The 25,809-nt window shown below is 70.0% G+C and carries 28 protein-coding genes; 13 read left to right on the plus strand and 15 right to left on the minus strand.

What is annotated here, in order from left to right:
• Window positions 1–53: 53 nt before the first annotated feature.
• A complete protein-coding gene (locus ABEA39_RS16275) occupies window positions 54–929 on the plus strand; it encodes an aldo/keto reductase (RefSeq protein ID WP_345377008.1) in 876 nt (291 codons plus the stop codon).
• A gap of 93 nt (window positions 930–1,022) precedes the next feature.
• On the opposite strand, the gene ABEA39_RS16280 is transcribed toward ABEA39_RS16275, so the two are convergent.
• The gene (locus ABEA39_RS16280) at window positions 1,023–1,631 is read right to left on the minus strand and encodes a hypothetical protein (protein ID WP_345377009.1); all 609 of its coding nucleotides are present in this window, start codon (window positions 1,629–1,631) and stop codon (window positions 1,023–1,025) included.
• A gap of 77 nt (window positions 1,632–1,708) precedes the next feature.
• Between ABEA39_RS16280 and ABEA39_RS16285 the strand changes: the two genes are divergently transcribed.
• On the plus strand, window positions 1,709–2,110 hold the full coding sequence (locus ABEA39_RS16285) for a DUF3224 domain-containing protein (protein WP_345377010.1): 402 nt from the start codon (window positions 1,709–1,711) through the stop codon (window positions 2,108–2,110).
• A gap of 24 nt (window positions 2,111–2,134) precedes the next feature.
• Here the strand turns inward: ABEA39_RS16285 and ABEA39_RS16290 are convergent, their stop codons facing one another.
• Both ABEA39_RS16290 and ABEA39_RS16295 read right to left on the minus strand, forming a co-directional pair.
• On the minus strand, window positions 2,135–2,785 hold the full coding sequence (locus tag ABEA39_RS16290) for a DUF1345 domain-containing protein (protein ID WP_345377011.1): 651 nt from the start codon (window positions 2,783–2,785) through the stop codon (window positions 2,135–2,137).
• A gap of 2 nt (window positions 2,786–2,787) precedes the next feature.
• Complete coding sequence (locus tag ABEA39_RS16295) at window positions 2,788–3,516, minus strand: alpha/beta fold hydrolase (RefSeq protein ID WP_345377012.1); 729 nt, start codon at window positions 3,514–3,516, stop codon at window positions 2,788–2,790.
• A gap of 120 nt (window positions 3,517–3,636) precedes the next feature.
• Between ABEA39_RS16295 and ABEA39_RS16300 the strand changes: the two genes are divergently transcribed.
• The 5 genes from ABEA39_RS16300 (at window position 3,637) to ABEA39_RS18855 (ending at window position 7,744) form a co-directional block, all read left to right on the plus strand.
• A complete protein-coding gene (locus ABEA39_RS16300) occupies window positions 3,637–4,665 on the plus strand; it encodes an NAD(P)-dependent alcohol dehydrogenase (protein ID WP_345377013.1) in 1,029 nt (342 codons plus the stop codon).
• A gap of 59 nt (window positions 4,666–4,724) precedes the next feature.
• Complete coding sequence (locus tag ABEA39_RS16305) at window positions 4,725–5,342, plus strand: hypothetical protein (RefSeq protein ID WP_345377014.1); 618 nt, start codon at window positions 4,725–4,727, stop codon at window positions 5,340–5,342.
• Window positions 5,339–6,916 carry a GMC family oxidoreductase gene (locus ABEA39_RS16310; protein ID WP_345377015.1) on the plus strand — a complete coding sequence of 526 codons (1,578 nt, stop codon included), beginning with the start codon at window positions 5,339–5,341 and terminating at the stop codon, window positions 6,914–6,916. The genes ABEA39_RS16305 and ABEA39_RS16310 overlap by 4 nt, the downstream gene beginning before the upstream one ends.
• Before the next feature lie 69 nt (window positions 6,917–6,985).
• A complete protein-coding gene (locus tag ABEA39_RS16315; RefSeq protein ID WP_345377016.1) occupies window positions 6,986–7,528 on the plus strand; it encodes a YbhB/YbcL family Raf kinase inhibitor-like protein in 543 nt (180 codons plus the stop codon).
• A 3-nt stretch (window positions 7,529–7,531) separates the two neighbouring features.
• Entirely contained in the window at window positions 7,532–7,744 is a 213-nt protein-coding gene (locus ABEA39_RS18855; RefSeq protein ID WP_425556994.1) for a pentapeptide repeat-containing protein, read from the plus strand.
• Between the two features lie 586 nt (window positions 7,745–8,330).
• On the opposite strand, the gene ABEA39_RS16320 is transcribed toward ABEA39_RS18855, so the two are convergent.
• Window positions 8,331–9,194 carry an IclR family transcriptional regulator gene (locus ABEA39_RS16320; protein WP_345377017.1) on the minus strand — a complete coding sequence of 288 codons (864 nt, stop codon included), beginning with the start codon at window positions 9,192–9,194 and terminating at the stop codon, window positions 8,331–8,333.
• A 717-nt stretch (window positions 9,195–9,911) separates the two neighbouring features.
• Here ABEA39_RS16320 and ABEA39_RS16325 point away from each other — a divergent pair.
• Window positions 9,912–10,151 (plus strand): hypothetical protein, encoded by a 240-nt coding sequence (locus tag ABEA39_RS16325; protein ID WP_345377018.1) that lies wholly within the window; start codon window positions 9,912–9,914, stop codon window positions 10,149–10,151.
• Between the two features lie 16 nt (window positions 10,152–10,167).
• On the opposite strand, the gene ABEA39_RS16330 is transcribed toward ABEA39_RS16325, so the two are convergent.
• The 7 genes from ABEA39_RS16330 to ABEA39_RS16360 are packed head-to-tail and all read right to left on the minus strand — an operon-like array spanning window position 10,168 to window position 17,145.
• Window positions 10,168–10,938: an HpcH/HpaI aldolase family protein gene (locus ABEA39_RS16330; RefSeq protein WP_345377019.1), complete on the minus strand. Its 771-nt coding sequence runs from the start codon at window positions 10,936–10,938 to the stop codon at window positions 10,168–10,170.
• A gap of 50 nt (window positions 10,939–10,988) precedes the next feature.
• The gene (locus ABEA39_RS16335; RefSeq protein ID WP_345377020.1) at window positions 10,989–11,933 is read right to left on the minus strand and encodes an aldo/keto reductase; all 945 of its coding nucleotides are present in this window, start codon (window positions 11,931–11,933) and stop codon (window positions 10,989–10,991) included.
• Entirely contained in the window at window positions 11,930–12,748 is an 819-nt protein-coding gene (locus ABEA39_RS16340) for an ABC transporter ATP-binding protein (RefSeq protein ID WP_345377185.1), read from the minus strand. Before ABEA39_RS16340 ends, ABEA39_RS16335 begins: the two co-directional genes overlap by 4 nt.
• A 16-nt stretch (window positions 12,749–12,764) precedes the next feature.
• Entirely contained in the window at window positions 12,765–13,682 is a 918-nt protein-coding gene (locus tag ABEA39_RS16345) for an ABC transporter ATP-binding protein (RefSeq protein ID WP_345377021.1), read from the minus strand.
• On the minus strand, window positions 13,679–14,635 hold the full coding sequence (locus tag ABEA39_RS16350) for an ABC transporter permease (protein WP_345377022.1): 957 nt from the start codon (window positions 14,633–14,635) through the stop codon (window positions 13,679–13,681). The genes ABEA39_RS16345 and ABEA39_RS16350 overlap by 4 nt, the downstream gene beginning before the upstream one ends.
• Window positions 14,632–15,564 carry an ABC transporter permease gene (locus tag ABEA39_RS16355; protein WP_345377023.1) on the minus strand — a complete coding sequence of 311 codons (933 nt, stop codon included), beginning with the start codon at window positions 15,562–15,564 and terminating at the stop codon, window positions 14,632–14,634. The genes ABEA39_RS16350 and ABEA39_RS16355 overlap by 4 nt, the downstream gene beginning before the upstream one ends.
• 3 nt (window positions 15,565–15,567) lie before the next feature.
• Window positions 15,568–17,145 (minus strand): ABC transporter substrate-binding protein, encoded by a 1,578-nt coding sequence (locus ABEA39_RS16360; RefSeq protein WP_345377024.1) that lies wholly within the window; start codon window positions 17,143–17,145, stop codon window positions 15,568–15,570.
• A gap of 121 nt (window positions 17,146–17,266) precedes the next feature.
• Between ABEA39_RS16360 and pdxA the strand changes: the two genes are divergently transcribed.
• Together pdxA and ABEA39_RS16370 are read left to right on the plus strand one after the other, a co-directional pair.
• Complete coding sequence (gene pdxA / locus ABEA39_RS16365; RefSeq protein ID WP_345377025.1) at window positions 17,267–19,741, plus strand: 4-hydroxythreonine-4-phosphate dehydrogenase PdxA; 2,475 nt, start codon at window positions 17,267–17,269, stop codon at window positions 19,739–19,741.
• Window positions 19,738–20,538, plus strand: coding sequence for a DeoR/GlpR family DNA-binding transcription regulator (locus ABEA39_RS16370; protein ID WP_345377026.1), 801 nt, complete (start codon window positions 19,738–19,740; stop codon window positions 20,536–20,538). Before pdxA ends, ABEA39_RS16370 begins: the two co-directional genes overlap by 4 nt.
• 21 nt (window positions 20,539–20,559) lie before the next feature.
• On the opposite strand, the gene ABEA39_RS16375 is transcribed toward ABEA39_RS16370, so the two are convergent.
• Complete coding sequence (locus ABEA39_RS16375; RefSeq protein ID WP_345377027.1) at window positions 20,560–21,351, minus strand: SDR family oxidoreductase; 792 nt, start codon at window positions 21,349–21,351, stop codon at window positions 20,560–20,562.
• A 106-nt stretch (window positions 21,352–21,457) separates the two neighbouring features.
• Window positions 21,458–22,414 (minus strand): zinc-binding alcohol dehydrogenase family protein, encoded by a 957-nt coding sequence (locus tag ABEA39_RS16380; RefSeq protein WP_345377028.1) that lies wholly within the window; start codon window positions 22,412–22,414, stop codon window positions 21,458–21,460.
• A 78-nt stretch (window positions 22,415–22,492) separates the two neighbouring features.
• Between ABEA39_RS16380 and ABEA39_RS16385 the strand changes: the two genes are divergently transcribed.
• Window positions 22,493–22,903 (plus strand): MarR family winged helix-turn-helix transcriptional regulator, encoded by a 411-nt coding sequence (locus ABEA39_RS16385; RefSeq protein ID WP_345377029.1) that lies wholly within the window; start codon window positions 22,493–22,495, stop codon window positions 22,901–22,903.
• Here ABEA39_RS16385 and ABEA39_RS16390 read toward each other — a convergent pair whose 3' ends face one another.
• The gene (locus ABEA39_RS16390; protein ID WP_345377030.1) at window positions 22,904–23,173 is read right to left on the minus strand and encodes a hypothetical protein; all 270 of its coding nucleotides are present in this window, start codon (window positions 23,171–23,173) and stop codon (window positions 22,904–22,906) included.
• Window positions 23,174–23,350: 177 nt separating this feature from the next.
• Window positions 23,351–24,094 carry an SDR family oxidoreductase gene (locus ABEA39_RS16395; RefSeq protein WP_345377031.1) on the minus strand — a complete coding sequence of 248 codons (744 nt, stop codon included), beginning with the start codon at window positions 24,092–24,094 and terminating at the stop codon, window positions 23,351–23,353.
• Window positions 24,095–24,267: 173 nt separating this feature from the next.
• On the opposite strand from ABEA39_RS16395, the gene ABEA39_RS16400 reads away from it, so the two are divergent.
• On the plus strand, window positions 24,268–25,203 hold the full coding sequence (locus tag ABEA39_RS16400; RefSeq protein WP_345377032.1) for an AraC family transcriptional regulator: 936 nt from the start codon (window positions 24,268–24,270) through the stop codon (window positions 25,201–25,203).
• A gap of 48 nt (window positions 25,204–25,251) precedes the next feature.
• Complete coding sequence (locus ABEA39_RS16405) at window positions 25,252–25,755, plus strand: hypothetical protein (protein WP_345377033.1); 504 nt, start codon at window positions 25,252–25,254, stop codon at window positions 25,753–25,755.
• Window positions 25,756–25,809 lie beyond the last annotated feature (54 nt).

The following is a 25,809-nucleotide window of genomic DNA, read 5'->3' on the forward strand; positions in this document are numbered from 1 at the left end:
CACGCTCTCGCTGCCTCGACACCGCAGTCACGAACCACGAAGTAAGGAATCGAATGAAGACACGCACCATCGGAGACGTCACGGTCAGCGCCATCGGCCTGGGCGGCATGCCCATGTCGATCGAGGGCCGCCCCGACCGCACGCGCTCGATCGCCACGATCCACGCCGCCCTCGAGGCGGGGATCACGTTCATCGACACGGCCGATGCCTACAGCCTCGCCGGGAAGCCGGAGGACGAGGGGCACAACGAGATCCTCATCGCCGAGGCGCTCAAGGAGTGGCACGGCAACACGGACGACATCCTCATCGCCACCAAGGGCGGCCACACCCGCGCCCACGCCAAGGACGGCGGCTGGGACCAGGACGGTTCTCCCGCACACCTCAAGGAGGCCGCGAAGGCGTCGGCCAAGCGCCTCGGAGTCGACGCGATCGGGCTCTACCAGTTCCACCGACCCGACCCCAAGGTCCCCTACGCCGACTCGATCGGCGCGCTCGTCGAGCTGCTCGACGAGGGCGTGATCAGGATGGCCGGCATCTCGAATGCGAACGTCGACCAGATCAAGCAGGCGAACGAGATCCTCGACGACCGGCTCGTGTCGGTGCAGAACCAGTTCTCGCCGAAGTTCCTGTCGTCGACGCCCGAGCTCGAACTCTGCGACGAGATGAGCATCGCGTTCCTGCCCTGGAGCCCCCTCGGCGGCATCACCAACGCGGCCGACCTCGGCACGAACCACGCCGTCTTCGCCGAGATCGCCAACGCCCGCCGGGTCAGCCCGCAGGTGCTGACGCTCGCCTGGGAGCTCAAGAAGTCGTCGACCGTGATCCCGATCCCCGGGGCGTCACGCCCGCAGTCGATCATGGACTCGGCCACCGCGGCCTCGATCAAGCTGAGCGACGACGAGTTCGCCCGGCTCGATTCCGCTTCGTAAGCGGTCTCTCCACCGAAACCCTTCGATTCGGCACGAACCCGTCGTTCAGACGGCGGGTTCCTGCCGAAACGGAGGGTTTTCGCGTGCTGCCGCTCACACCCCGGGCAGCGGGTACCGCCACGACCGCCGCTCGGAGGAGCCGGTCGTGTCGGCCCAGGTCACCGTGAGCGTCGAGTCGGTCGTCGTGGGCAGAACGGTCGCGGTGAACGTCGCCGCCGCCCCCGGCGCGAGAGAAGCGCCGGGCGCGATGCCGTGCGGGCCGTCGAGACTCGCGGCACCCCCGACCCAGACGTCGTGCGCCGTCGCCGTGCCGGTGTTGGCCAGACGGAACCGACCCGGGCCGTCGGGTGTCAGCGACCACGCCACCACGGGCACCGCCGTACGAGCCTCGAAGCCGGTGGGATGCGCGGGACCGGCCGACCCCGGATGCGCCGCCAACTGCTCCAACGCCCCCGCGATCCGGCTCAGGTCGTCGATGGTGAGCGCCGCCGACGCCGCCGCCCGCCGCGCCGCCGCCTGCGCCTCGCGGTTCGACTCGGCGGCCTGCGCCGCCGTCGCCTCGGCCTGCTTCTGGGCGTCTTTGGCCTGCTGCTCTTGGAGCAGGAGTTGTCGACGCGAGAACCAGAAGGACACCGCGAGCGCCACGAACGCGATGACCGTCGAGACCACTTCGACTACTTCGACCACCAGGGTTCCATCCATGGGGCGAGCCTGCCACGGGCCACCGACGTCCGAGCGGCGACACGGGACGTGCATCCCCCACCGGGTAGCGTTGCGGGATGGACATCGTGGAGACGATCAAGGCCCGCTTCGACGTGACGGCGGCCACGCCCTTCGACCTCCCCGGGGTGCGCGACGGATGGGCGTCGGGTCTCGCCATGCACAAGACGTTCACGGCGGGCCTGACCGGCAAGAGCGACCTGGTGTTCTTGAGCTCGGGCGAAGAGGAGACCGGCCGCGGCTACCTCGCCGTCGAGCGCATCGTGGGCACGCTCGACGACGGCCGGCAGGGGGCCTTCACGGTGCACCACGGAGCGATGCAGACGCCGAGCGACTCGGGGTCGTTCGGCAACATCGTGCCGGGCACGGGCACCGGCGACTTCGCACACTTCACCGGCAGTGCGAACATCCAGCACGACGACGACGGCCCGTTCTTCGTGATCGCGCTGCTCTCGCACTAGTCGGGCCACCGACGGGCGCCGCGACTACAGGCCGGCGACCAGGTTGATCAGCGTCGCGAGGATCACCGACCCGAACAGGTATGACAGCAGGCAGTGCTTCGTCACGACCCGGCGGATCACGCTCGAGGTCACCGTCGTGTCGCTGATCTGGAACGTCATGCCGAGGTCGAAGGCCACGTAGGCGAAGTCGTGGTAGTCGGGCCGCTCGTCCTGGTTGAAGTCGATGCCGCCCTCCTTGTCGCCCGAGTAGTAGAGCACGGCGTAGCGGAGCATGTAGAGCGTGTGCACCAGGAACCAGGAGAGCACGACGCTGACGACGGCGAGCCCGGCGAGGAGCCCGGCCTGCACCCCCTTGCTGTCGGACGCCTCCACCACGGTGATCCCGACGACGACGAGGCTTCCGAGGCTCGCGAGCACGAGCAGGAGGTGACTCGTCGGCCGTGACGGGTCCTCGCGCTTGGCGTGCGTGCGCGTCCGGTCTCCGTCGAAACGACCCACCACCGCCCACACCCAGATGAGGAAGACGGCGCAGGCCGCCGCCCATCCGATGACGATGGAGATGCTCCCGGCGCCGAGGAGGTAGGCGACGACGACCCCGATCACCCCGACGACGAGCATCACCACGAGGCGGATGCGGGAGGTCTGGCTGCGGACGTCGGTCTGGAACGAGGACATGGTCAGAGTCTGGCCCGCTCCCGGGCCGCAGCGATCACGCCACGCACCACGGCCGCCGTCTCGGTCGGTCTCTCGAAGACCGGCGTGTGGCCGCAGTCGAGGAGGGTGAGGGATGCGTCCGGGAACCCGCCGGCGAACGCGGTGGCCTGCGCCAGGGTGCGCGTCGGGTCGAGGCGGCCGTGGACGACGGCGACCGGGATCGTGAGGCGCCGGAGGCGGGACGTACAGTCGGTCGCCCGCTGGCTCGTGAGCACGTCGAGGGCGGACTGTCGCGGGGTCGACGCGGCGTACTCCAGGAACCCGGCCCGGGCATCCCGCGGCAGGGGTTCTGCGAACGAGCGGTCGAGCACCGACGCCCAGAGCTCCGGGCCCCAGTTCTCGCGGAGGGCGTCGATGATCGCGCCGACGTCGCCGTGGTCGTTCATGTGCGCGCCGGTGTCGACGAGCACGAGCCCGGCGAGGGCGTCGGGGTGGTCGAGAGCGAGCTGCAGGGCGATGGCGCCGCCGGTCGAGTGGCCGACCACGACGGCAGGGGCGGAGCGCGGGATGCCCGTGGCGATCCGATCGGCGACGCTCGCGAGATCCCACGGCCCGGTTCCGGTCATCCAGTCGATGCCGTCGAAGGCGGTGTCCGAGGCGAGCGCGTGCTCGAGCGGCGCAAAGATCGAGGGCGAGCAGAGGGTGCCGGGGATGCCGACGACGGGCGTCGTCTCGGGGAGGTGTGGAGCCATGCCCGGACCCTACCGAATCCGGAGACGCTGTTTTCTCACTCCGTGGTAAACGCGATGGCAGCTGTCAGGCTCCGCGACCACCATGGAGACACGAACGAACACCTCGACGAGGAGGAACCCGTGAAGGCAGTCCAGCTTCATCACTACGACCAGACGCCCACGCTCGACAGCGTGGCGGAGCCGACCATCACCGGGCCGTGGGACGTGATCGTCGACGTCGGCGCCGCCGGTCTCTGCCGCACCGACCTGCACATCATCGAGGGGCAGTGGGAGGCGATCCAGCACCCGTCGCTGCCGTACATCCTCGGGCACGAGAACGCCGGGTGGGTGCGCGAAGTCGGAAGCGCCGTGACGAACGTCGTCGTGGGCGACACCGTGATCATGCACCCGCTGACGAGCTGCGGCCTCTGCCCCGCCTGTCGCGTCGGCCAGGACTCGCACTGCGAGAACGCGACGTTCCCGGGACTGAACGCGAACGGCGGCATGGCCGAGCTGCTGAAGACCAACGCCCGCGCAGTCGTCAAGCTCGACAAGGGCCTCGAGCCGAAGGACGTCGCGGCTCTCGCGGACGCCGGGCTCACGGCGTACCACGCGGTGCGGAAGGCGGCCTCGCAACTGTTCCCGGGCACCCACGCGGTGGTTCAGGGCGCGGGGGGCCTCGGGCACATCGGCATCCAGTCGCTCGCCGCGATCACGAGTGCCGAGATCACGGTGGTCGACCGCAGCGAGAAGGCCCTGGAGCTCGCAAAGGAGCTCGGCGCTCACCACACGGTGCTGGCGACCGACGACGCGACGGTCGAGAAGCAGGTGCTCGACATCACCGGCGGGGGCGCGCAGATCGCCTTCGACTTCGTGGGTGAGAAGGGTGCCGAGAAGCTCGCGCCGAAGCTGATCCACAACGGCGGCTCGCACTACGTGATCGGCTACGGCGGTCGCGTCGAGCTCGACACCATCGAGATCATCTCCCGCGAGATCAGTGTCGTCGGCAACCTCGTCGGCACCTACAACGACCTCGTCGAGCTGATGGCGCTCACCGCCCAGGGCCGGGTGAAGCTGCACACGCAGACCTACCCGCTCGCGAACTTCGACGACGCGATCGCCGACCTCGACGCCGGCCGCCTCATCGGCCGAGGCATCCTCGTCCCCTAGCCCCTGGGACACCCCGAGAAATCCACACCCCATCCACCCCTCAAGCGAAGGAGCTTGAAATGGCATTTCCCGCCAAGTACCCGTCCCTGAACGAGACGGCGCTCACGGACGAGGCGCGGTCGACGCTGATCCGGGTCATCCGGGTCGCGTTCCCCCACGACTCGTTCCCCGACGGCCCCTACGAGCGCACCGCCGACACCATCCTGAAGGCGGCCGAGGAGAGCACCTGGTTCCGGGTCGCCCTCACCCAGGGCCTTCTGACCCTGGCCCACCTGGCCGGCGGGGACTTCCGCGACCTCGACGAGGACGCCGCGACCAGCGTCCTGCGTCGCATCGAGTCCACGGAGTTCTTCGGCTTCATCCGCCGCACCACCGTGCTGAACCTGTACGACGACCCCGAGGTCTGGGAGGCCGTCGGCTACGAGGGCTCGTCGGTCGAGAAGGGCGGCTACGTGGACCGCGGCTTCAACGACCTCGACTGGCTGCCCGAACCCCGGATCGAGACCTACGAAGGCGAGCCGATCGTCGAGATCGCCTCGTCCGTGCCGCTGCGTCCGACGCATGCGGCTCACGGCGGATCGCAGAGCGCCGCCTCCACGGAGTCCGACACCAATACCCAGCCCGGATCCACGAATTCCACCGCCGGATCCCTCGCGCACGCGGAGGCACAGAAATGAGTCAGCACGGCAAGCCGATCGAGCACTCGACGAAGAGCGTCGTCATCGTCGGATCCGGGGCGGGTGGGGGGACCCTCGCCTACGAACTGACGAAGCAGGGCATCCCCGTCATCGTGCTCGAAGCCGGCTCCTACCTCACGAACGACGACTACGTGAACAACGAGTGGGAGGCCTTCAATCAGATGGCCTGGCTCGATCCGCGGACGACGTCGGGATCATGGCGCATCGCGCGCGACTTCCCGAACCTGCCGGCCTGGATCGTGAAGGCCGTCGGGGGCACGACGACCCACTGGTCCGGTGCCACGCCGCGCTTCAAGGCGCACGAGTTCGCCGTCAGGTCGACCTACGGCCGTCTCGAAGGGGCGAACCTGCTCGACTGGCCGATCACCCTGGCCGAACTCGAGCCGTACTACGACAAGGCCGAGATCGCGATGGGATCCACGCACGTCCACGGCCGCAAGCCCCTCCCGGCGAACAACAACTACAAGGTCTTCGCCAACGGAGCGGAACGGATCGGCTACAAGCACTACTCGACCGGCCCGTACGCGACGAACGCTGAGGAGTACGACGGGCGTCCCGCCTCCATCCAGGACGGCTTCAACTTCCAGGGCGACAAGAACAAGTCGAAGTGGTCGACGCTCGTCCGCGAGATCCCGCGTGCGCTGGAGACCGGGCTCCTCGACCTCCGCGCCGACTCGCACGTGGTCCAGATCACCCACGACGCCGACGGCCGCGTCGACGCCGTGCTCTACCTCGACGAGAACGGCGACCTGCAGCGTCAGGAGGCGGCGCTCGTCTGCGTCGCGGGCAACTCGATCGAGACGCCCCGGCTCCTGCTGCAGAGCGCCTCGCCGATGTTCCCCGACGGCCTCGCGAACTCCTCCGGGCAGGTGGGCCGCAACTACATGCGGCACACGACCGGGTCGGTGTACGCCCAGTTCGAGCAGCCGGTGCGCATGTACCGCGGCGAGACGATGGCCGGCGTGATCGCCGACGAATCCCGCCACGACCCCGACCGCGGCTTCGCGGGCGGCTACTACCTGGAGACCATCTCTCTCGGGCCGGCGTTCCTCGCCAGCTTCGGCGAGCCGGGCACCTGGGGCCGCGAGTTCACCAAGCTCATCGACGGCTACGTCCGCACCGCCGGCCTCTGGGTCGTCGGCGAAGACCTCCCGCAGGAGTCGAACCGGGTCACGCTCAACTCGTCCGTCACCGACAAGAACGGCCTGCCGGTGCCGAACGTGCACTTCGACGACCACCCCAACGACGTCGCGATGCGGAACCACGGCTACCAGCAGGCCGAACTCCTCTACGACGCCGTCGGATCGGTCTCGTCGCACCGGACTCCCCCGTACCCGTCGACCCACAACCTCGGCACCGCACGGATGAGCGAGAACGCGCAGGACGGCGTCGTCGACAAGAACGGCCGCGCCCACGACGTGCCCAACCTGTTCGTCAGCGACGGCTCGCAGTTCACGTCGTCGGCGGCGGCGAACCCGACGCTGACGATCGTCGCCCTCGCCATCCGCCAGGCGGAGTACATCGCCCAGCAGCTGAAGACCGGCGGCATCTGACCCGTCCATCCGCCCGTCAGTCGACGGGTGTTGCCTGTACCGAATCGACCTTCCTCGAAAGGAACCATCATGAGCACGACCGCAACCACCTCGCCCTACGACCAGATCGCCGAGGTCCCGTCGTTCGAACTCACCTCGACCGACGTCTCCGACGGCGCCGAGCTCCCCACCGCGCAGGTCTCGGGCATCTTCGGGGCCGGCGGCGAGGACGTCTCGCCGCAGCTGTCCTGGTCGGGCTTCCCGCCCGAGACGAAGAGCTTCGCCATCACCGTCTACGACCCCTCGGCCCCCACCGGCTCCGGCTTCTGGCACTGGGCCGTCGTCGACGTGCCCGCGTCGACGACCTCGCTCGACACCGGTGCCGGCGATGCCGCCGGATCCGGCCTGCCGGCGGGCTCGTTCCAGTTGAAGAACGACGGCGGCCTGGCCCACTACCTCGGCGCCGCTCCCCCGGCCGGCCACGGCAAGCACACGTACTTCGTCGCCGTGCACGCTCTCGACGTCGACACCCTCGGCATCGACGCATCGGCCACCCCGGCGTTCCTGGGCTTCAACATGAGCGGTCACACGCTGGCTCGCGCAGTGATCGCGCCCTGGTGGGAGGCGAAGTAGGGCATCCCCCGCTCTCGCTCTTCGCTTCACGGCACTTCGCTTCACGGCACTTCGCTTCACGGCACTTCACTTCACGGCACTTCGCTTCACGGCACTTCGCTTCACGGTTCGCGGCGGCGGCTCTCCTTCGGGAGGGTCGCCGCTTCGGCGTGTGCAGCGGGTGCCGTCGGAGCAGGGTCTGCGATCGGTGCGGGATCGCTCCGATTTCGCGAGTGATTCGGCCGGCCGACCCCGCTGGTTACTGCTGCAACCGCTTGCACGGGGCAGATCACTCGCGAATTCGGACGGGGTGCGGGGGGGGGTGCGGCTCCGCGGGACCGGGGTGCAGGTGCCCGGAACCGAGGTGCGCGCAGTGCGGGTGCGCGAGTTTCCGCCGCGCAGGGTGCGGGTGCGCGGCACGGGGGTGCAGGTGCCCGGCGAGAGGGAAGAGCACCCCGGGAACCGCACGGCACCCCGCAGGACAAGGGGTCGAAACAGGTCCGGAGGGTGCGGCTCCGCGGGACCGGGGTGCAGGTGCGCGGAACCAAGGTGCGCGCGGTGCGGGTGCGCGCGTTTCCGCCGCGCAGGGTGCGGGTGCGCGGGACGGGGTGCAGGTGCCCGGCGAGAGGGAAGAGCACCCCGGGAACCGCACGGCACCCCGCAGGACAAGGGGTCGAAACAAGTGCGGAGGGTGCGGCTCCGCGGGACCGGGGTGCGGGTGCGCGGCACCGAGGTGCGCGGGGCGCGCGTGTGCGGTGCGCGCCGCTGCGGGGCGCCCGTGCGCGAGACTTCAGTGCGAGCGACCCACCGGCCCCGCCGCGACCTACAGCGTGGCGGTGCTGGCCCGCCGCAGCGCACCCGAGCGGTAGTAGCGGCTGACGACGTTGGAGGAGTCGCGCAGGTGCCTCTCCACCTCGTGCCGCCGCCGTTCGGACAATTCCGCCGACGGCGCGCTGATCGCGACCGAGCCGACGATCATGCCCGCGGCGTTGCGCACCGCGGTGGCGGCACAGGTCATGCCGGGCACGAACTCCTCGATCTCCCAGGCCACCCCGCTCGACGCCACGTGGGCGAGCTCGTCGTACAGCAGGGACCGGTCGGTCTTCGTCGTGTCGGTCAGCCGCCCCATGCCGTGCACGTCGAGGTACTGGTCGCGCTGTTCGCTCGACATGCCCGAGAGCATGATCTTGCCGAACGCCGTCGCGTGCGTCGCCTCGTGGAACCCGAAATTCAAGGGCGTGAGCCGGGGATGCGCGGGCGAGTCGACCACGTAGGCGACGACCACGTCGGCCCCGCGGTACACGGCGAAGTAGGCGGCCGTCTGGGTCAGGCGGTGGAGGTTGGCGACCTCCTGGCGGACCGTGGTCGGAATGCCGATCTGGCGGTGCAGGCTGACACCGAGGCGGTCGAGCTTGTAGCCGAGCTCGAAGCGGTGCTGCCCCGTGAGGTGGACGAGGTAGTCGCTCTGGACCAGCGCCTGGAGCAGGCGGTACACGGTCGGGAGGGGGAAGCCGAGGGCCTCCGAGACCTCGCGAGCCGTGGCTCCTCCGCGCTCGGCGACCGCCTCGAGGATGGCGAGGGTCTTCTCGACCGTGGCCACCCCGCCGTCTCGCGGCGCCGGTGCCGGGCGGGGGCCGAGGGGCTCTTTGAGGACGCTGAACACTGCCGAAGCTTCATCGATTCGCATGGCTCAAGTGTGGCCTGGGGCGGGCCGTGGTGGCAGGGCGCCCGTCTCACTCTGCGAGAATCCGCAGGAACTGAAATACAAACATGAAAGTTTAATTTCTGTCATGATGCTTCCACACCACGCGCACCGTGCGCAGAGAGAGGAAACGATGACGATTCTGAAAAGCATGTCTTTTGCCGCGGCCCTGGCTTGCGGCGCAGCGACACTGAGCCTGACACCCGCGACTGCAAGTTCGGCCCACTCCGCCCCTAGGCCGGATCAGAGCTCGGTGATTCCGAACGCTCCAACCTTCACTCCCGACCAGCTGGAGGAAGCGTTCCGGGAGTTCGACGCCACAGGACTTCAGCGTGAGTACTCGGACGTGGATGGGTCGAGGCGCGCGACCTTTCATCTCCCCCAGGGAGTTCTCCTCACCCTGACGGACCCTGAAGAAGTGACTCCAGCACCAGTCGACCCCCACGCAAGACTCGGAGTAGGGCGAACCTCGAGCGGGTACTGGTTCTCGTTCAATCAGTTCGATCAGAACACACTCTCCAACGTCGTGATCGCGGGAGCATTGACGGCGGCCATCTGTGCCATACCGGGGGTCGGGGCAGTAGCGTGCGCCCTGGCCGGGGCCGTCGTCAGCGTCGGCGTCTCCTGCGTCCACAAGCACGGCGTCTGTTCCAATAATCGACAGCTCTACTGGTACGACGTCCGCGGCGGAAGTGTGATCGAATGTCGAACCTCCGCTCCGCGCTGATCCGGGCGTTCCGAGCCCGCCGCAGCCCGCTCTGGCTCCCCGTTGCACTCGTGCTCTATTGGCTCGGCTTCGCCGCTTTCAGCGGCCGGAGTCACGCACTCGGCATCGTCGTACTCATTGCAGGGTCGTGCTCAATGGCTGCCGGTATCGCTGCGCTGAAGAAGCGGGCGGCCGGGCGACGAACTGAGCGCGATCCGGGAGAGCAGGACGAGTAGCACAGGGCGCGTCCGCTCAACCGCGGGCGCGCTCGAGGTGCTCGCGCGCCGCGATCTCCAGGTGGTTGAGGTCGCCGGCGACGGTGGCGAACGTGTAGCCCTCGCCGAGGCGGCGGGCGGCGACGTCGCCGTGCGGAGTGTGGATGCCGGCCGCGATCCCGGCGGCCTCCGCAGCAGCGGCGACGCGCACCAAGGCCTCCTCGAATTCGTCGTCGACCGACGGATCGCCCGGATAGGCCGCTCCGACGGCGATCGCCAGGTCGCTCGGCCCGACGTACAGCCCGTCGAGCCCGGGAGTCGCGGCGATCGCCTCGACGTTCGCCAGTCCCTGGGGCGTCTCGATCATGGCGAACACGAGCGTGGTGTCGTTCGAGTCGCCGGGGATCGGCCCGACGCGCAACGATGACCGCATCGGGCCGTACGAGCGACCCCCTCGAGGCGGGTACTTCGCGCTGCGGACCGCCGACGCGGCGTCCTCGGCCGTGTCGACCAGCGGCACGATGATCCCGACGGCGCCCGCGTCCAACGCCTTGCCGATCGGGGTGATGTCGTTGGCCTCGACCCGCACCAGTCCCGCCGAGGTGGCGCCGGCGTCGATGGCGAGCAGGCCGTGCATCATGCCGGAGTAGCCGAAGAGGCCGTGCTGGGCATCCAACGCCACGTAGTCGTAGCCCAGCCGGGCGATGCGTTCCGTCGACGGCGGGGAGTCGAGGGTGATCCAGTAGCCGACGAGTCGCTCGCGGGCTCGGATCGCTCGGGCGAATTCGGTGGCGACGGCGGAGGTCATGGGTCCTGCTTCCGGTTCGGTGGGTGAAGAGAGAGACGGGGGATGCGCGGTCAGCGGTTGTAGGCCGGGCTCGGGCCGCGCAGGCCTTCGCCGACGGCGTCGAGCCGCGCGACGAGGTCGGCGGGCAGGGGCCCCTTCCGCACGGTCTCGATGTTGCCCGAGACCTGCGACTCGCGCGAGCCCCCGAGCAGCACGGCGGCGACGCCCGGTCGGTACGCGACCCAGCGGAAGGCGACCTCGACCAGCGACAGGCCGGCCTCCGCGGCGAGCGCGCCCATCGCCTCGAGGGCGGTGAAGAGCTGCTCGTTCCAGTAGCGCTGCGTGTACATGGCCGCGAGCTTGGAGTCGCCGAAGCGGCCGTCCGCCGGTGGGGCGTCGAAGTGGTGGCGCCCGGTGAGGAGGCCGCCGCCGAGAGGGTTGTAGACCATGGTGTCGAGGTGGTGGACGGCGGCGAACTCGACGTACTCCTCTTCGACGCGGCGGGCGACGAGGTTGTAGAGCTGCTGGGCGACGACCGGTTTCGGGGCTCCGACCGCGGCGGCGACGCGCTCGACGTCGGCGATCTGCCAGGCGGCGTAGTTGGAGACGCCGAGCTCCCGGACCTTGCCCTCGGCGACGAACTCCGCGATGGTGCCGAGGGTCTCCTCGAGGGGCGTCCTCCGGTCGGGCTGGTGCAGGTAGTAGAGGTCGAGGTGGTCGGTGCCGAGGCGGCGGAGGCTGCCCTCGAGACTGGCGCGGAGGGCGGTGGCCGAGAGGGGTCCGTCCGGTCCGGCGTCGGGGTGCGGCATGCCCGCCTTGGAGGCGAGCGTGACGCGGTCGCGGCGTCCGTCGAGGAGACGGCCGAGCATCTCCTCGGTGGCGCCGCCGACGTAGGCGTTGGCCGTGTCGATCTCGGTGACGCCGTGGTCGAGGGCCGTGTCGAGCATCCCCCGGGCCGTGGTCTCGTCGACGGTGTCGGCGAAGGTCATGGTGCCGAGGACGAGTCGCGGGGTCATGAGGCCTTTCCGAGGGCGAGGGAGGAGACGAGGTGGCGCGGCTTGAGACCGCTCATGGTGGACGGGTCGAGCGCCGCGCGACGGAGGCGGCGGGTGTAGTCCTCGGTGGGGGCGGTGAGCACGTCGGCGGTCTCGCCCTGTTCGACGACCGCGCCGCGACGCATGACGACGACGGAGTCGCTGATCTCCTGCACGACGCCGAGGTTGTGGGAGATGACGAGGTAGGTGAGGCCTTCGTCCTGCTGCAACTCGCGCAGGAGGGCCAGGACCTGGGCCTGCACCGAGACGTCCAGGGCGCTGGTGGCCTCGTCGCAGATGAGGAGTTCGGGTTTCGAGGCGAGGGCGCGGGCGATGCCGATGCGTTGCCGCTGGCCGCCCGAGAACTCGTTCGGGCGGCGCTCGAGGGCTGTGGAGGGCAGGCCCACGCGGTCGATGAGGCGGGCCGCCTCGGTCGCTCGTTCGGCGGCGGAGCGCATGCCCTTCTTCTTGAGAGGCTCGGCGACGATGTCGCGGGCGGTCAGGTGGGGGTCGAGCGAGCCGTAGGGGTCTTGGAAGACCATCTGGAAGGAGTGACGCAGCGGCCGGAGCCTGCGCTCCGACAGGTGCGCGATGTCGGTTCCGTCGAGGAGGATCCGCCCCTCGGCCGGTTCGAGCAGACGCATGATCGCCTTCGCGATGGTCGACTTGCCGCACCCGGATTCGCCGACGATGGCGAGGGTGCCTCCCCGGGGCACGTCGAACGAGACGTCGGAGACGGCGCGGGTGGTGCCGCCCTTGACGGCGTAGTCGACGGAGAGGTTCTGGACGGAGAGCATGACGCCGGTCGGTGTGTCAGGCACGTTCGGGCTCCTTCGAATCGGTGTGGCTTCCGGCAGAGGCACCGGCGCGAGCGTCGGCGTGGTCGCGCGGAGCGGGCAGGGTGTCGACGGCATGGGCGATGGTCTCGTCCCAGTCGCCGAGCGTGGGCACGGCGGCCAGGAGGTCGGCGGTGTACTGCTCGGCGGGATGCTCGACGATCTGGCGGACGTCGCCGGACTCGACGAACACGCCGTTCTTCATGACGTGGATGCGGTCGGAGACGAGTCGCGCGACGCCCAGGTCGTGGGTGATCATCAGGATTCCGATCCCCCGTTGCTCCTGGAGTTCGAGGAGGAGGTCGAGGATGCCCGCCTGCACGGTGACGTCGAGGGCGCTCGTGGGCTCGTCCGCGACGATCAGCTGCGGCTCGCAGGCGAGGGCGGCTGCGATGAGGACGCGCTGGAGCATCCCGCCGGAGAGCTGGTGGGGGAACTTGGCCAGGACCGCTTCGGGCTCGGGGATGTGCACCTGTTCGAGGAGGCGGACGGCCCGGGCCTCGACCGCGGTGCGGCCGGAGGCGGCGCCCGCGATGCGGATCGCCTCCGAGAGCTGCCCGCCGATGGAGTGGACGGGGCTGAGGGCCGTCATCGGGTCCTGCGGGATCAGCGCGATCGTGCGGCCGCGGACCTTCCGGATCGCCTTCCGGTCGGCCAGCATGTCGATGCCGGTGATCTCGACGTGGCCGGACAGCACTGCCAGGTCGTCGGGCAGGAGCTGGAGGACGCCCATGGCGGTCGTCGACTTGCCGGAGCCGGACTCTCCGATGATCGTGACGGTCTCGCCGCGGTCGATGTGGAAGGTCACCCCGTCGACCGCTCGGACGATGCCGTTGGTGGTGATCAGCTCGATCATGAGGTCGCGGACGTCGAGGAGGCGTTCGGTGTCGGTCATCGTTTCGTTCCCTTCAGGAGGGCGACGAGGCCCTTGGTCCGGCGGGGGCGGTCACGGAGGCCGTCCCCGAGGAGGTTCACTCCGACGACGAGCAGCACGATGAACAGGCCGGGCACGGTCACCATCCACCAGGCGGTGGTGATGTAGTCCTGGCCGTCGGAGATGATGCTTCCCCAGGTGGCGAAGGGCCGCTGCGGTCCGGCGCCGAGGAAGCTGAGCGCGCTCTCGAGGAGCACGGCCTGCGCGAGCAGGAGAAGGATCACGAGGCTCGCCTGCTTGAAGACGTTCGGCACGACGTGACGCAGCAGGATCAGCATCCGGTGCAGCCCCAGGGTGCGGGCGGCGGCCACGTAGGGCTTCTCGCGTTCGACGAGCACCAGCGATCGGGTGAGGCGGGCCACCTCGGGCCACTGGGCGATGGCGATCACGAAGGTGATGACGGGGATGCTCGGGCCGAACAGGGCGACGACGAGGAGCAGCATCATCAGCAGCGGCAGCGACAGTTGCGCCTCGAGCAGGCGGGAGATGATCACGTCCGCCCAGCGTCCGTAGAACCCCGCGATGGAGCCGAGGACCACTCCGATCAGGCCCGACACGACCACCGCGAGCACGCCGATGGCCAGCGACACCTGCCCGCCGTGGAGCACGCGGGAGAGCAGGTCGCGGCCGAGCTGATCCGTGCCGAACAGGTGGCCGGCGACGAGGGGTGCGCCGAGGCGGTCGCCGAGGTCCTGGGCGTTCGGGTCGGCGAGCGGTAGGAGCTGCGCGATGACGATCGGCACGATGACGACGAGGGCGCAGACGGCCCCGATCCAGAGCTTGAGACGTGAGGCCGACCGACGCCTCGCGGCCTCCGAGTACTTGACGCGCTTGCGGTCGAGGGCGCTCGCCCGGGCGGACGGCGTGACCGGACCGGACGGGCCGGGCGTGAGGGTGACTCCGGGAGTGGTCATGATGCGTTCGCCTTTCCGAGTCGCACGCGGGGATCCAGCAGGGGGTACGCCAGGTCGACGAGGAGCTGGACGGCGACGGCGAGGACGGCGGTCACCAGCACGGTGGCCTGGATGAGCGGGTAGTCGCGGGTGGAGAGGGCCCGGACGATGAGCGAGCCGACGCCGGGCCAGCCGAACACGACCTCGACCACGACGACGCCGTTCAACATCGCGGCGAACCGGGTGCCGAGCGCCGTGAACACCGGGATGGCGGAGTTGCCCATCGCGTACTTCCAGGTCAGGGTCCGCTCGGAGACGCCCCGCGAGCGGGCGATCGTCAGGTAGGGCGACGCGAAGTTCGTGGCCATCTCCCGTCGGACGAGACGCGAGATCAGAGCCACTTGAAGGATGGCGATGGTGACGGTCGGCAGGATCAGGCCCGCCCAGGTGGCGAACCCGGAGGCGGGCAGGATCGGGAAGACGATCGCGAAGAGGCTGAGCAGAAGGATGCCGATCCAGAAGTCGGGCATCGACTGACCGGCGATCGACACGACGTTGACGCCGAGTTCCTTCTTCGTGTCGGTGCGACGGGCCATCCAGACGCCCAGCGGGATCGAGACGAGCGCGGCGAGGAGGATCGAGGCGAAGGCGAGGGTCAGCGTGAACGGGAGCCGCTCGAGCACCACCTGGAGCGCCGGGGCCTGGAACGAGTACGACGTGCCCAGGTTGCCCGTGACGAGCTCCTTGAGGAATGTGCCGTACTGCACGAGCACCGGCTGATCGAGGCCGAACTGGGTTCGGACCTTGGCCAGCTCGGCGCTGGTGGCGAGCGGACCGGCATAGGCGACGGCGGGGTCGCCGGGCGCGAGACGGATGAGGATGAAGACCACCGAGACGGTGAGGAACACGGTCAGGAGACCCTGTCCGAGGCGCTTCAGCACGTAGACCATGAGTCAGCTCTCCAGGTGGACGGCGGCGAGGGGATAGGAGTTCGAGTCGTCGAGCCGGAGGCCTTCGACCCGGGTGCGGCGGGCGAGGATCGACTTCGGCACGAACTGCCAGGCGCAGGGCCAGGTGTTCCACGCCGCCTGCTGGGCCTGGGTCAGGTACGCCTGGCGGGCGACCGGATCGGGTTCGCTGGAGGCCTGGGCGATGAGAGCGGCCACGGCGGGCTGCACGTAGCCCTGGTAGGTGTCGCGAGTGCTCTCCTTCTCGGCGGTGCCGGCGTACATGCCCTGGAGCATGTTGATCGCCTGGCCGGTGGGTCCGCCGAAGCCGTTGCCGAGGAGATCCCACTCGCCGCCCTTGCCCTGGCGCCATGTCGCGATGTCGCCACCGGGCTCGAACTGCAGCAGCGTCGTCTTGACGCCGACCTTGCCGAACATCTCGGCGAGCGCCTCCATGATCGAGGCGTCGCCGGCGAACTCGCCCGTCTCCCAGATGATGCGCATCGTCAGGTTCTCGGCGCCCAGGGCCTTGAGCTGCGAGCGCGCCTGGTCGGGGTCGTAGACGTACTCGCCCGTCTTGACGTAGCCCTTCATGCTCGGCGGGACGACGCTGTCGGCCTGCACGACGCTGTTCACGAGGACGTCGTGCACGAGCGAGTCACCGTCGACCGCCATCGTCAGGGCCTGTCGGACGCGCGGGTCGGCGAGGGGGTGACCGGCCGGCTGGCGGAAGTTGAAGAAGATCTGGTTCATCCGCAGCGCCGAGGCGTGGTCGATGGTGATGCCGGGGAGCCCGCTCAACTGGGTCGCCGAGTCGGGGGTGATGCTGTCGATCACATCGACCTGCCCGCTGCGGAGGGCGATGACGCGACTCGACTCCTCGGAGAGGAACTGGACCTCGACGCGTTCGACCCCGGCGGGCGTGCCCCAGTAGTTCTCGTTGCGTCGGAGGCTGTAGGTGCCGGCTCCGCGGTTGAACTTCGTGACCACGTAGGGGCCGCTGCCGACGCCCGTCTGGAGTTCGGCGGGTTTGTTCGCGGCGGCGGGCGTGATCAGGATGTTGGCCATCAACGCGTCCAGCACCGGAAGCGGCTTCTGCGTGTCGAGGGTGAAGGTGCGGTCGTCGATCTTGCGGACGGTGGGGAACTCCGGGAAGAAGCTCGACACGAAGCCGCCCTGCACCTGCGAGTACATGCGGAGCGCCGTGGAGACGTCCTCGACGGTGACCGGGGTCCCGTCGGAGTACCGGATGCCCTCGCGGAGGTGCACGGTCCACTCCGTCGGGGCGGTCAGCTCGAACCGGTCGGCGAGGACAAGTCGCGGAGTGATGTTCGGCCCGATCTCGGTCAGGGCCTGACGCACCGCGCGCTGCACGGTGACTGCGGCGTCGAACTGGTTCAGCTTGTTGTCGAGGCTGACCAGCGAGCGGTTCAGCGCGAGGGTGAGGGTGCCGGGGCCGGGGAGCCCGGTGGGGCCGGCGCAGGCGGTGGCGAGCGTGGCGACGCTGACGAAAGCGCCTGCGGCAGCGCCCCAGCGCAGCAGGTCGCGGCGCGACAGCTGACGATCGGCGAAGGGAACGGTCATCGTTGACCTCTCGAGTGGTGAGTCGGGGGCCCGGCGTCGGGTCCGTCGACCACTGTGGCACGGCTGCGTGTTTCGCGCAATGGCTCTGGCGCGAAACGCGCAGTCGTGTCAGGATGGCCGCATGATCACCGTCATCGCAGACGACCTCTCCGGCGCCGCCGAGGCCGCCGAGCAGTTCCGACTGCACGGCCACGCCGTCGTCGTGCGGCTTGCGAACGGTGACGACGACCGTACGAACCACTCCCCTGTCGACGTGCCCGGCGAGACCGTCCGCGTCATCGACACGGACTCCCGGGCCGTCCCGCCGCAGCAGGCGTTCGACGCCGTCCACCGAGCGATCCACGCCCTGACCGGCGACCGCCTCCTCGTCAAGAAGATCGACTCCCTGTGGCGCGGCAACCTCCCGACCGAGATCGACGCCCTGAGGCGCGCCGGCTACCGCCTCGTGGTCGCCGGAGCCCTCCCGGCCCTCGGCCGCACCGTCGTCCACGGCCGGCCCACCGCCGACTGCGCACCCCTGGCCGACTCCCCCCACTGGCACCTCGAGGCGCGGCCCGCACCCGCCACGGTAAGCGAAGCCCTCGGCATCCGCGACGCCGGCCATCTCCCGCTCCCCACCCTCCGGTCCTCCCAGCTGTCGGCTGCCCTGGCGAAGGCGCTCGTCGAGTCCGACGTCATCGTGGCCGACGGCGAGACCGACGCCGACCTCGCCCTCGTCGCCGCGGCCACCATCGGCCTCGTCCTTCCTATCGCTGCAGGCACCTCGACAGGGACTGCCGAAGGATCTCCTGCCGCTGGTGGACGGATCGCCCTCGTCGGCAGCGCGGCGCTCGCCGCCGCGGTCGCCGCCCACGTCGCACCGGCCCCTCGGCCGGCCTCCGCCGCCATCACTCCCTCCGACCTCACCGACTCCGGTCCCCGCCCCGCCCTGATCGTGGTGGGCTCCGGTTCCCACCGGGTGGCCGCCCAGCTCGACGCGCTCCGCGCCTCCGGCACGCCCGTCGTCACCTTCGACCCCGGCCGAGCCGACACGACCGACGACGACGTGCTCGCCGATCTGTCGGCCGCACTGGAAAGCACCTGCGCCCCCGACCGTGATGGCCGACTCGGGGTCGCCCTGGCCCTGGTGAGCGACGAGCGGGTGGATGCCCACGTCTCCGTGCACCGCCTGGCTCGGATCGTCGCCGAGACGGTCGCCGGGCATCCCCCGCTCGATCTCGTCCTGACCGGGGGCGAGACGGCGCGCTGCGTCCTCGACCTCCTCGGCGTCGACACGCTCCGACCCCTCGGCCAGGTGGAACACGGCGCCGTCGTGTCGACCACCCCCGACGGCCGTCTCGTCGCCACCAAGCCCGGCAGCTTCGGCAGCCCCGCCGTTCTCGTCGCCCTGCGCGACGCCCTCACCGCCCTGCGCGAACCGCGCGCCTCGCATCCGTCGCTCCCCCACCCCTCAGGAGATCCCGTGGACACTCTCGACACCCCCGCCCAGCCCGCCGCCCAGACGTCGGTCGACACCGCGTCGGTCGACACCGCGTCGGTCGACACCGCGTCGGTCGACACCGCGTCGTCCGACACGTCGGCCGATACCGCGTTCGACACCCGGCCGTTCATCGCCGTCACGATGGGCGACGGCGCCGGAGTCGGCCCGGAGGTGACCGTCGGAGCACTTCTCGACGAGGCCGCCTACCGCGACGCCCGCCCGATCGTGATCGGGGACGCCTACCGGCTCCGCCTCGGAGCGGCCGCGCTGGGCGTCGAGGCCGACGTGGTCGAGATCGACGAGGTCGAGGAGGCGGTGTTCACGCCCGGTCGCATCAACGTGATCGACCCGCATCTGCTCTCGCCCGATCTGCCCTGGGGAAAGGTCTCGGCCGAGGCCGGCAACGCCGCGTTCCACTACATCCGCATCGCCTGCGAACTCGGCATGGCCGGGAAGGTTCAGGGCATCTGCACGGCTCCGCTGAACAAGGCGGCGCTGCACGAGGCCGGACACGTGTTCCCGGGCCACACCGAACTGCTGGCGCACTTCATGGGCGTCGGCGAGGTGTCGATGATGCTGTCCACCCCGAAGATCAAGGTGATTCACGTCACGACCCACATCGGCCTGATCGACGCGATCGCCAAGATCGAGCCGGGCCTCGTCGAGCGCACGGTCCGCCGCGGGTGGGAGGCCCTCCGACGCGCGGGCGTCGAGGACCCGATCATCGGTGTCTGCGCGATCAACCCGCACGCCGGCGAGAACGGCCTGTTCGGGTACGGCGAGGAGGCCGAGAAGATCACGCCCGCGATCGAGATCCTCCAGGCCGAGGGGATGCGCGTGGCCGGCCCGCTGCCCGCCGACACCGCCTTCTTCCTCGGCGGTCGGGGTGACTACGATCTCATCGTGGCCATGTATCACGACCAGGGGCACGGCCCCGTCAAGGTCCTCGGGATCGAAGCCGGCGTCAACATCACCGTCGGGCTGCCCGTCATCCGCACTTCGGTCGACCACGGCACCGCGTTCGACATCGCCGGGAAGGGCGTCGTCGCCGTCGGCAGCATGATCGAGGCGCTGCGTCAGGCCGTCGAGATGTCGCCGAGCCCGGTCGCCGCATGATCTCGAGCGCGTCGGCCCGGCGCCTCGACATCGTCGAGCTGGCCCACACCTCGGGCCTGACGAGTGTCGACGAGCTCTCGGCGCGCTTCGAGGTCACGGCCTCCACCATCCGACGCGACCTCGCGATCCTCACGGCCGACGGCAAGATCGCCCGTACATACGGCGGCGCCATGGCGATCGGCGCCCAGGCGGGCGAGTCGTCGTTCCGGCAGCGGAACCTGGAGCACTCCGAGGCGAAGGCCGCCATGGCCCACTACGCGCGCACACTCATCGCGGACGGCGAGACCGTGCTGCTGGACGCCGGTTCGTCGGTGGCCGCCCTCGCTCGCGAGATCCGCAGCGGCATCTCGCTCACCGTCGCCACGACCTCGATCGCCGTCGTCGAAGAGCTCGCCGAGAGCGACCAGCTCCACGTCGAGTGCCTCGGCGGCACCCTCCGTCAGGCCTCCAGCGGCTTCGTCGGCCCCCTCACCGAGGCGGCTCTCGAACGGATGACGTTCGACAGCGTGTTCCTCGGCGCCGACGGCGTCACGACGCGCGGCTCGGGCGAGATCTGTGAGGCCGATCTGCAGCAGACGCGACTGAAAGAGCTGATGTGCCGGCAGGCGGCGGCGGTCTACGTGCTGGCCGACGCCACGAAGCTCGGGCGGGAGCTGTTCCACGCCCGAGCCTCGTTGCCGGCCGGCTGGATGCTCGTGACCGACGCGACGGCCGGAGACGACGTCGTCGCCGAATTCGCCGGTGTCGGAGTCGACGTCCGGGTCGTCGGTGCGGACGGGACCCTCGTCACCCGCTGACCCCGTCCGCTCACCGCCGGGTCAGGAGAACTGGATCCCGCCGTCGACGAGGATCGTCTGCCCCGTGATGTAGTCGGAGTCGGGCGACGCCAGGAACGAGACGAGCTGGGCCACGTCGTTCGGCACCGACACGCGCCCGAGGAGGATGCTCTTGGCGTTCTCCGCGAGCGCCTCGCCCTTCTGCTGACCGTTGCGCGCCGCGAGCTTCTCGTCGATGAGATCCCACATCGCGGTGCCGACGATGCCGGGGCCGTAGGCGTTGACGGTGATGCCGTATTCGGCCCACTCCATCGCCGCGGCCTGCGTCAGGCCGCGGACCGCCCACTTCGTGGCCGAATACGGGCCGAGGTAGGCGAACGGGCGGAACGCCACGATCGACGCGGCGCCGATGATCTTGCCCTTCGTGCCCTGCGCGATGAACTGTTTCGCCGCCGCCTGGTACGACAGGAAGAGCCCGCCGACGTTCACGTTGAGGATCTTGTTGAAGTCCTCCAGCTTGTAGTCGAGCAGGGCCTCGACCTGGGCGATCCCCGCGTTGGCGACGAAGGCGTCCAGCCCGTCGCCGACCTTGGCGGCGGTCTGCACGAGGTTGGTGACGGAGTCGGGGTCGGTCACGTCGGCGATGACCGCCGTGGCCGTGCCGCCGGCGTCGGTGATGGACTTCACCGTCTCGTGGAGAGCCTCCTCCTGGATGCCGAGATCGGCGACGACGACGTGGTGGCCGTCCTTTCCCAGACGCTGGGCGATGCCCTCGCCGATGCCGCGCGCGGCTCCGGTGACGACGACGGTCTTCTGGGTCTTCTGATCACTCATGGGATCCTCCTCGATCCGGCCCGCGTCGTTCGCGAGCACTCCCGGAGTGAAGCAGCCGAACCGACCGGTTCGCTTGCGCCCGTCTCACCCAGTGAGAGCGCTCACGTCAGGGGACGATGACGACACGCGACGAATCCCCGGCCGCCAGCCACGCCTGCTCCACGTCGGCCAGCGGCACGGTGCGGGTCGTCACGTCGAACTCTCCCGCGGTGATCGCCTCGGCGAGCGCCGGCAGCTCGGCCAGGATCTCGCGGGCCGTCACCGAGCCCTGACCGCTGCCGACGATCTGCAGGCGCGCTGCGCGCAAAGCGGCTGAGGGGATGCTCGCGGTCGGCCCGGCGAGCGACCCGATCTCGATCCAGGCGAGCGGCCGGCCGGGGTCGGTGCGGCCCGAGACGATCGCGGCCATCGCGGCCGCCGTGGGCTCGCCCCAGAACACGTCGAGCACGACGTCGACGTCGGCCGCCGCGGCAGCGAGCCGAGCCCCGACCTCGGCGGCCGGGCCGGCGAGGGAGACCGTTTCGGTGGCCCCCAGCGCGGGAAGCTCGGCGAGCCGTGCCGCGTCGCGACCGGCGGCCACGATGCGACTCGCCCCGAGCATCCTCGCCACACCGATCGCCATGCGCCCGGCGCTGCCGGTCGCGCCGAGGATCAGCACGCTCTGACCGGCCTCGAACGAGATCCGCTGCCGGAGCGCCACCCACGACGACATGGCCGGGTTCATCGCGGCGGCCACCGCGACCGGGTCGGTGCCTTCGGCGAGGGGGATGCTCCGCCTCGTGTCGATGAGGGCGCGCTCGGCCATCGATCCCCTCGTCGTGTCGGGCAGCAGGAAGTAGCGCAGCCGCCCGTCGCTCCCCCGGCCGACGCCGTCGATGCCCGGGATCAACGGCAGCTCGTCGGTGCTGGTGTAGTGCGAGCCGTCGGCCTGCGACCGGACCCGCGGGTGCAGGCCCGCAGCAAGGACGTCGACGACCATCTCGGTGTCGCGGACGGCGACGGGCTCGTCGACGACCTGGTCGCGAGGGGCGGAATCGAACGAGGTGACGAGTGCGGCGTGCATGAGGACTCCCGAGGTAAATGGTTGGTGATACGAATCACTGTAGTTCGTAACACCAACCATTACAACTAGACTGATCCCATGAGCACCGACAACCTGGTCGACGGACTGGCCCAGACCTCCTTCGTGATCACCGCATCGCTGAGCCGCATCGGTGCTGAGAACGATCTCTCGCTCACGCAGCTGCGGGTCTTCGGCATTCTGCGCGACCGCGAACGCCTCCGCATGTCGACGCTCGCCGACCTGCTCGGGCTCGAGAAGTCGAGTCTCTCCGGGCTCGTCGACCGCGCCGAGCAGCGCGGCCTCGTCGAACGAGCGCCCAACGCCGACGACAAACGCGCCGTCGACGTGGCGCTCACCCCGAGCGGACAGGAGCTGGCGACCCGGGTCTACGGCGAGGTCACCGAGGCCCTTCGGCCGTGGATCGACCGGCTGCCGAAAGACGACCAGCACATGCTCGAACACCTGCTCTGGCGGCTGCTCGAACCGTGATCAGCCGGTCAGGACCTCGTCGCCCAGTGCGTCGTCCGCCATCCGGTCGGCGAGGGGCCGGTCGACGGGGGGCCGGTCGATGACGGGCCGCTCGACGAGGGGCGACTCGGGCACGATGCGGAGGGCGCGATTGACCTCCGGCCCGAGCACGATCCCGACGATCGTCATCAGGGCGGGAACCGACTCGGTCAGCTCCCGGACCAGGCGAGCGCGCGAGGCCGCGTTCTCGGTCAGACGGTGGACCTGACCGTCGGCATCTCTGAAGAGCACGTAACCCTGCATCGCGTACCGCCCCCATTCGTTTCATCATCAAGGTGGTTGTCCGCAAAGTTACTCTACGAACGAACTACTTGACAATCGAAAAATCAGCCCAATTGAGGGGGCACGGACGACGTGCGATCACGGCCTGTCCAGGGCCCTGATCGCGGGATGCCCGGGCCGCGGTTCTCAGCGGGTGGCAGCCGCCTCGGACTCCTGCCCGAGCATCCCGATGCTCCGGTAGAACGCGCCCGGCTCCCCTGCCAGCGACGCCTTGACCATCGCGCTCCAGTCGTCGGCCACGACCTCGAACGCGTCGTTCTCGACCCCGTCGAGGGCGAGACGAGCGACCTCGGCCGGATCGATGAGATCCCCCTCGTACTCGTGGGCGGCCATGATGTCGGTGTCGGCGGCGCCGAGGTGCAGGCCCGTGACCAGGGTGCCCTGCGACTCGAGCTCGAGCCGGATGCCGTTCGTGAGGCTCCACTCGGCCGACTTGGCCGCGCCGTACGCGTTCGACCCGTTGTACGAGAACCAGGACAGCGCCGACAGGACGTTCACGATCGCTCCACCGCCGTTCGCCCCGAGGATGGGCGCGAAGGCCCGGACCACGTCGAGGGTGCCGTAGAAGTGCGTGTCCATCTCGCGGCGGATGTCGGCGAGGCTCCCGGTGAGGAAGTTGGTCGGCGTCGAGATGCCGGCGTTGTTGATCAGCAGCGTGACGTCGGTCGCGACCGCAGCGGCGGCTTCGACCGAGGCCGGGTCGGTGATGTCGAGCTGCAGGGTCTCGACGCCGGGGATGTCGATCTTCTCGGGGGTGCGAGCCGTGGCGTAGACCTTCGCCGCGCCGCGGGCGAGCAGCGCTTCGGCGAACCGGCGGCCGATGCCGCGGTTCGAGCCGGTGACGAGGGCGATGGATCCTTCGATCTTCATGGGTGGTGTCTTTCTGAGTCGGTCGTGCGAGGGTCGAGCCGCGGACCGGACGTCCGACCCGCTCCTCGAGCCTAGAAATCGAGGGATGCACGTGTCGATGCTCGAAAGAGTCACATCTGTGTCCGTTCCGCTCACTCCCTCGCGGTACCTGAGCCGATCGGTAGACTCCGTGGATGGATCTCCTCTCGAACGTGCTCACGCTGTCCGGCGTCAGCGGCACCCTCGGCGCCCGGATCGAGGCCGCCGACTCGTGGGGTGTGCGCTGGGAGGACGTACGCGGCTCGGCGTTCTACGCCGTCACCTCGGGCACCGCCTGGCTCGGCCTGGCCGATCGCGAGCCGATCCTGATGATGCCGGGCGACGTCGTCCTGCTTCCCAGCGGGTCGCCGCACAGCCTCACCAGTGACGCCGGCAGCGCCGCGGCCTCCTGCGACGCCGGAGCGGCCGAGCACGCGCGCGTGACGGGCGGCCTGCTCCGTTTCGGGACGGGAGCCGTCCAGACCCACATCCTCGGCGCCGGATACCGCCACGATCCCCTGGTCGACTCGCAGATCCTCGCGCTCCTCCCCGAGGTCGTCCACATCCGAGGCGACAACGGCGGAAGCTGCCTGGGCGACACGGTCCGCCTCCTCGCGCGCGAACTGGCCTCGCCCCAGATCGGCACCGAGGTCGTACTGAACAGCCTCGTCGACGTCCTCCTCGTGCAACTCCTGCGGGCCTGGCTGGCGACCCGGCCGTCCGAGGCCGAGGGCACCATCCTCGGCGTCCTCGGCGATCCGCTGCTCAGCGTCGCCCTGACCCGGCTCCACTCCTCGCCCGAGCGGCCCTGGACCACCGAGCTGCTCGCGGCCGAACTCGCCGTGTCGCGAGCCACCCTCGCGAGACGATTCGCGGCCCGACTCGGCGAGAGCCCGGGCGCCTATCTCACCCGGCTGCGAATGGATCTCGCGGCGGTCCGGCTCCGCGACGGCGACGACCCACTCGAGGCGATCGCCGCCTCCGTCGGCTACACCTCGGTCTACGCGTTCAATCGGGCGTTCAGTCGCGCGCGGGCGGTTGCTCCCGGGCGGTTCCGTGCGCAGGTGCGGTCGGCGGGGCGCGTGGCCTGAGCGCGGTCCTGCTGGACGCGGACGGCCCGCCGGTGTGAAGATCGGGCCATGGGGAGCATCACGACCCGGGTGGCCGCCGTCGCGGCGGGGCTGCTCACGCTGGGGTTGATCGCGCTCATCGTCGTGTTCGCCGCCACGACTCCGGAGACGGCGAACGGCTGCCCCGGTGTCGCGCGGATCGCCACCGTGCAGGTCGAGCTCTCGGGAGCCACGGCTCGGGTCGCCCTGGTCCGGATCTGCACGGACGCGGGATGCTCCCCCTCTCCCTCAGCGACTCCGACGCTTTCGCCCACCCCGGATGCCCCTTCGGCGTCCCCGACTCCGACCTCGGCGTCGGGTTCGATTCCCGTGCTCACCGACGCGACCGGGGCGATCTGGAGCTACGACCTCGGCGGCTATGCCAGGGAGATCGACGTCACTGCGCTGGACGCGGCCGGACAGACCGTGGCGGCCCAGGCGTTCACGCCGTCCTGGACCCGGGCGGCACCGGCCGACTCCTGCGACATCACACGGGCCACTCCGCCGCTCGCGCTGGCGGTGCCGGCGGGCTGAGCGGCGGGCGGCGCACCGTCTCGAGCCAGTGGCGCGCCGGTCGCGCGCCGGTAG

It is taken from the genome of Frondihabitans cladoniiphilus (assembly GCF_039544345.1).
Lineage (GTDB): Bacteria > Actinomycetota > Actinomycetes > Actinomycetales > Microbacteriaceae > Frondihabitans > Frondihabitans cladoniiphilus.

Coding starts and splice junctions, on each gene's coding strand:
- ABEA39_RS16275 (WP_345377008.1), top strand. CDS start 54: ATGAAGACACGCACCATCGGAGACGTCACGGTCAGCGCCATCGGCCTG.
- pdxA (WP_345377025.1), top strand. CDS start 17,267: ATGATCACCGTCATCGCAGACGACCTCTCCGGCGCCGCCGAGGCCGCC.
- ABEA39_RS16360 (WP_345377024.1), bottom strand. CDS start 17,145: ATGACCGTTCCCTTCGCCGATCGTCAGCTGTCGCGCCGCGACCTGCTG.
- ABEA39_RS16395 (WP_345377031.1), bottom strand. CDS start 24,094: ATGAAGATCGAAGGATCCATCGCCCTCGTCACCGGCTCGAACCGCGGC.
- ABEA39_RS16280 (WP_345377009.1), bottom strand. CDS start 1,631: ATGGATGGAACCCTGGTGGTCGAAGTAGTCGAAGTGGTCTCGACGGTC.
- ABEA39_RS16405 (WP_345377033.1), top strand. CDS start 25,252: ATGGGGAGCATCACGACCCGGGTGGCCGCCGTCGCGGCGGGGCTGCTC.
- ABEA39_RS16305 (WP_345377014.1), top strand. CDS start 4,725: ATGGCATTTCCCGCCAAGTACCCGTCCCTGAACGAGACGGCGCTCACG.
- ABEA39_RS16345 (WP_345377021.1), bottom strand. CDS start 13,682: ATGACCGACACCGAACGCCTCCTCGACGTCCGCGACCTCATGATCGAG.
- ABEA39_RS16295 (WP_345377012.1), bottom strand. CDS start 3,516: ATGGCTCCACACCTCCCCGAGACGACGCCCGTCGTCGGCATCCCCGGC.
- ABEA39_RS16335 (WP_345377020.1), bottom strand. CDS start 11,933: ATGACCCCGCGACTCGTCCTCGGCACCATGACCTTCGCCGACACCGTC.
- ABEA39_RS16325 (WP_345377018.1), top strand. CDS start 9,912: ATGTCGAACCTCCGCTCCGCGCTGATCCGGGCGTTCCGAGCCCGCCGC.
- ABEA39_RS16375 (WP_345377027.1), bottom strand. CDS start 21,351: ATGAGTGATCAGAAGACCCAGAAGACCGTCGTCGTCACCGGAGCCGCG.
- ABEA39_RS16380 (WP_345377028.1), bottom strand. CDS start 22,414: ATGCACGCCGCACTCGTCACCTCGTTCGATTCCGCCCCTCGCGACCAG.
- ABEA39_RS16400 (WP_345377032.1), top strand. CDS start 24,268: ATGGATCTCCTCTCGAACGTGCTCACGCTGTCCGGCGTCAGCGGCACC.
- ABEA39_RS16330 (WP_345377019.1), bottom strand. CDS start 10,938: ATGACCTCCGCCGTCGCCACCGAATTCGCCCGAGCGATCCGAGCCCGC.
- ABEA39_RS16355 (WP_345377023.1), bottom strand. CDS start 15,564: ATGGTCTACGTGCTGAAGCGCCTCGGACAGGGTCTCCTGACCGTGTTC.
- ABEA39_RS16315 (WP_345377016.1), top strand. CDS start 6,986: ATGAGCACGACCGCAACCACCTCGCCCTACGACCAGATCGCCGAGGTC.
- ABEA39_RS16370 (WP_345377026.1), top strand. CDS start 19,738: ATGATCTCGAGCGCGTCGGCCCGGCGCCTCGACATCGTCGAGCTGGCC.
- ABEA39_RS16340 (WP_345377185.1), bottom strand. CDS start 12,748: ATGCTCTCCGTCCAGAACCTCTCCGTCGACTACGCCGTCAAGGGCGGC.
- ABEA39_RS16385 (WP_345377029.1), top strand. CDS start 22,493: ATGAGCACCGACAACCTGGTCGACGGACTGGCCCAGACCTCCTTCGTG.
- ABEA39_RS16290 (WP_345377011.1), bottom strand. CDS start 2,785: ATGTCCTCGTTCCAGACCGACGTCCGCAGCCAGACCTCCCGCATCCGC.
- ABEA39_RS16310 (WP_345377015.1), top strand. CDS start 5,339: ATGAGTCAGCACGGCAAGCCGATCGAGCACTCGACGAAGAGCGTCGTC.
- ABEA39_RS16320 (WP_345377017.1), bottom strand. CDS start 9,194: ATGCGAATCGATGAAGCTTCGGCAGTGTTCAGCGTCCTCAAAGAGCCC.
- ABEA39_RS16285 (WP_345377010.1), top strand. CDS start 1,709: ATGGACATCGTGGAGACGATCAAGGCCCGCTTCGACGTGACGGCGGCC.
- ABEA39_RS16350 (WP_345377022.1), bottom strand. CDS start 14,635: ATGACCACTCCCGGAGTCACCCTCACGCCCGGCCCGTCCGGTCCGGTC.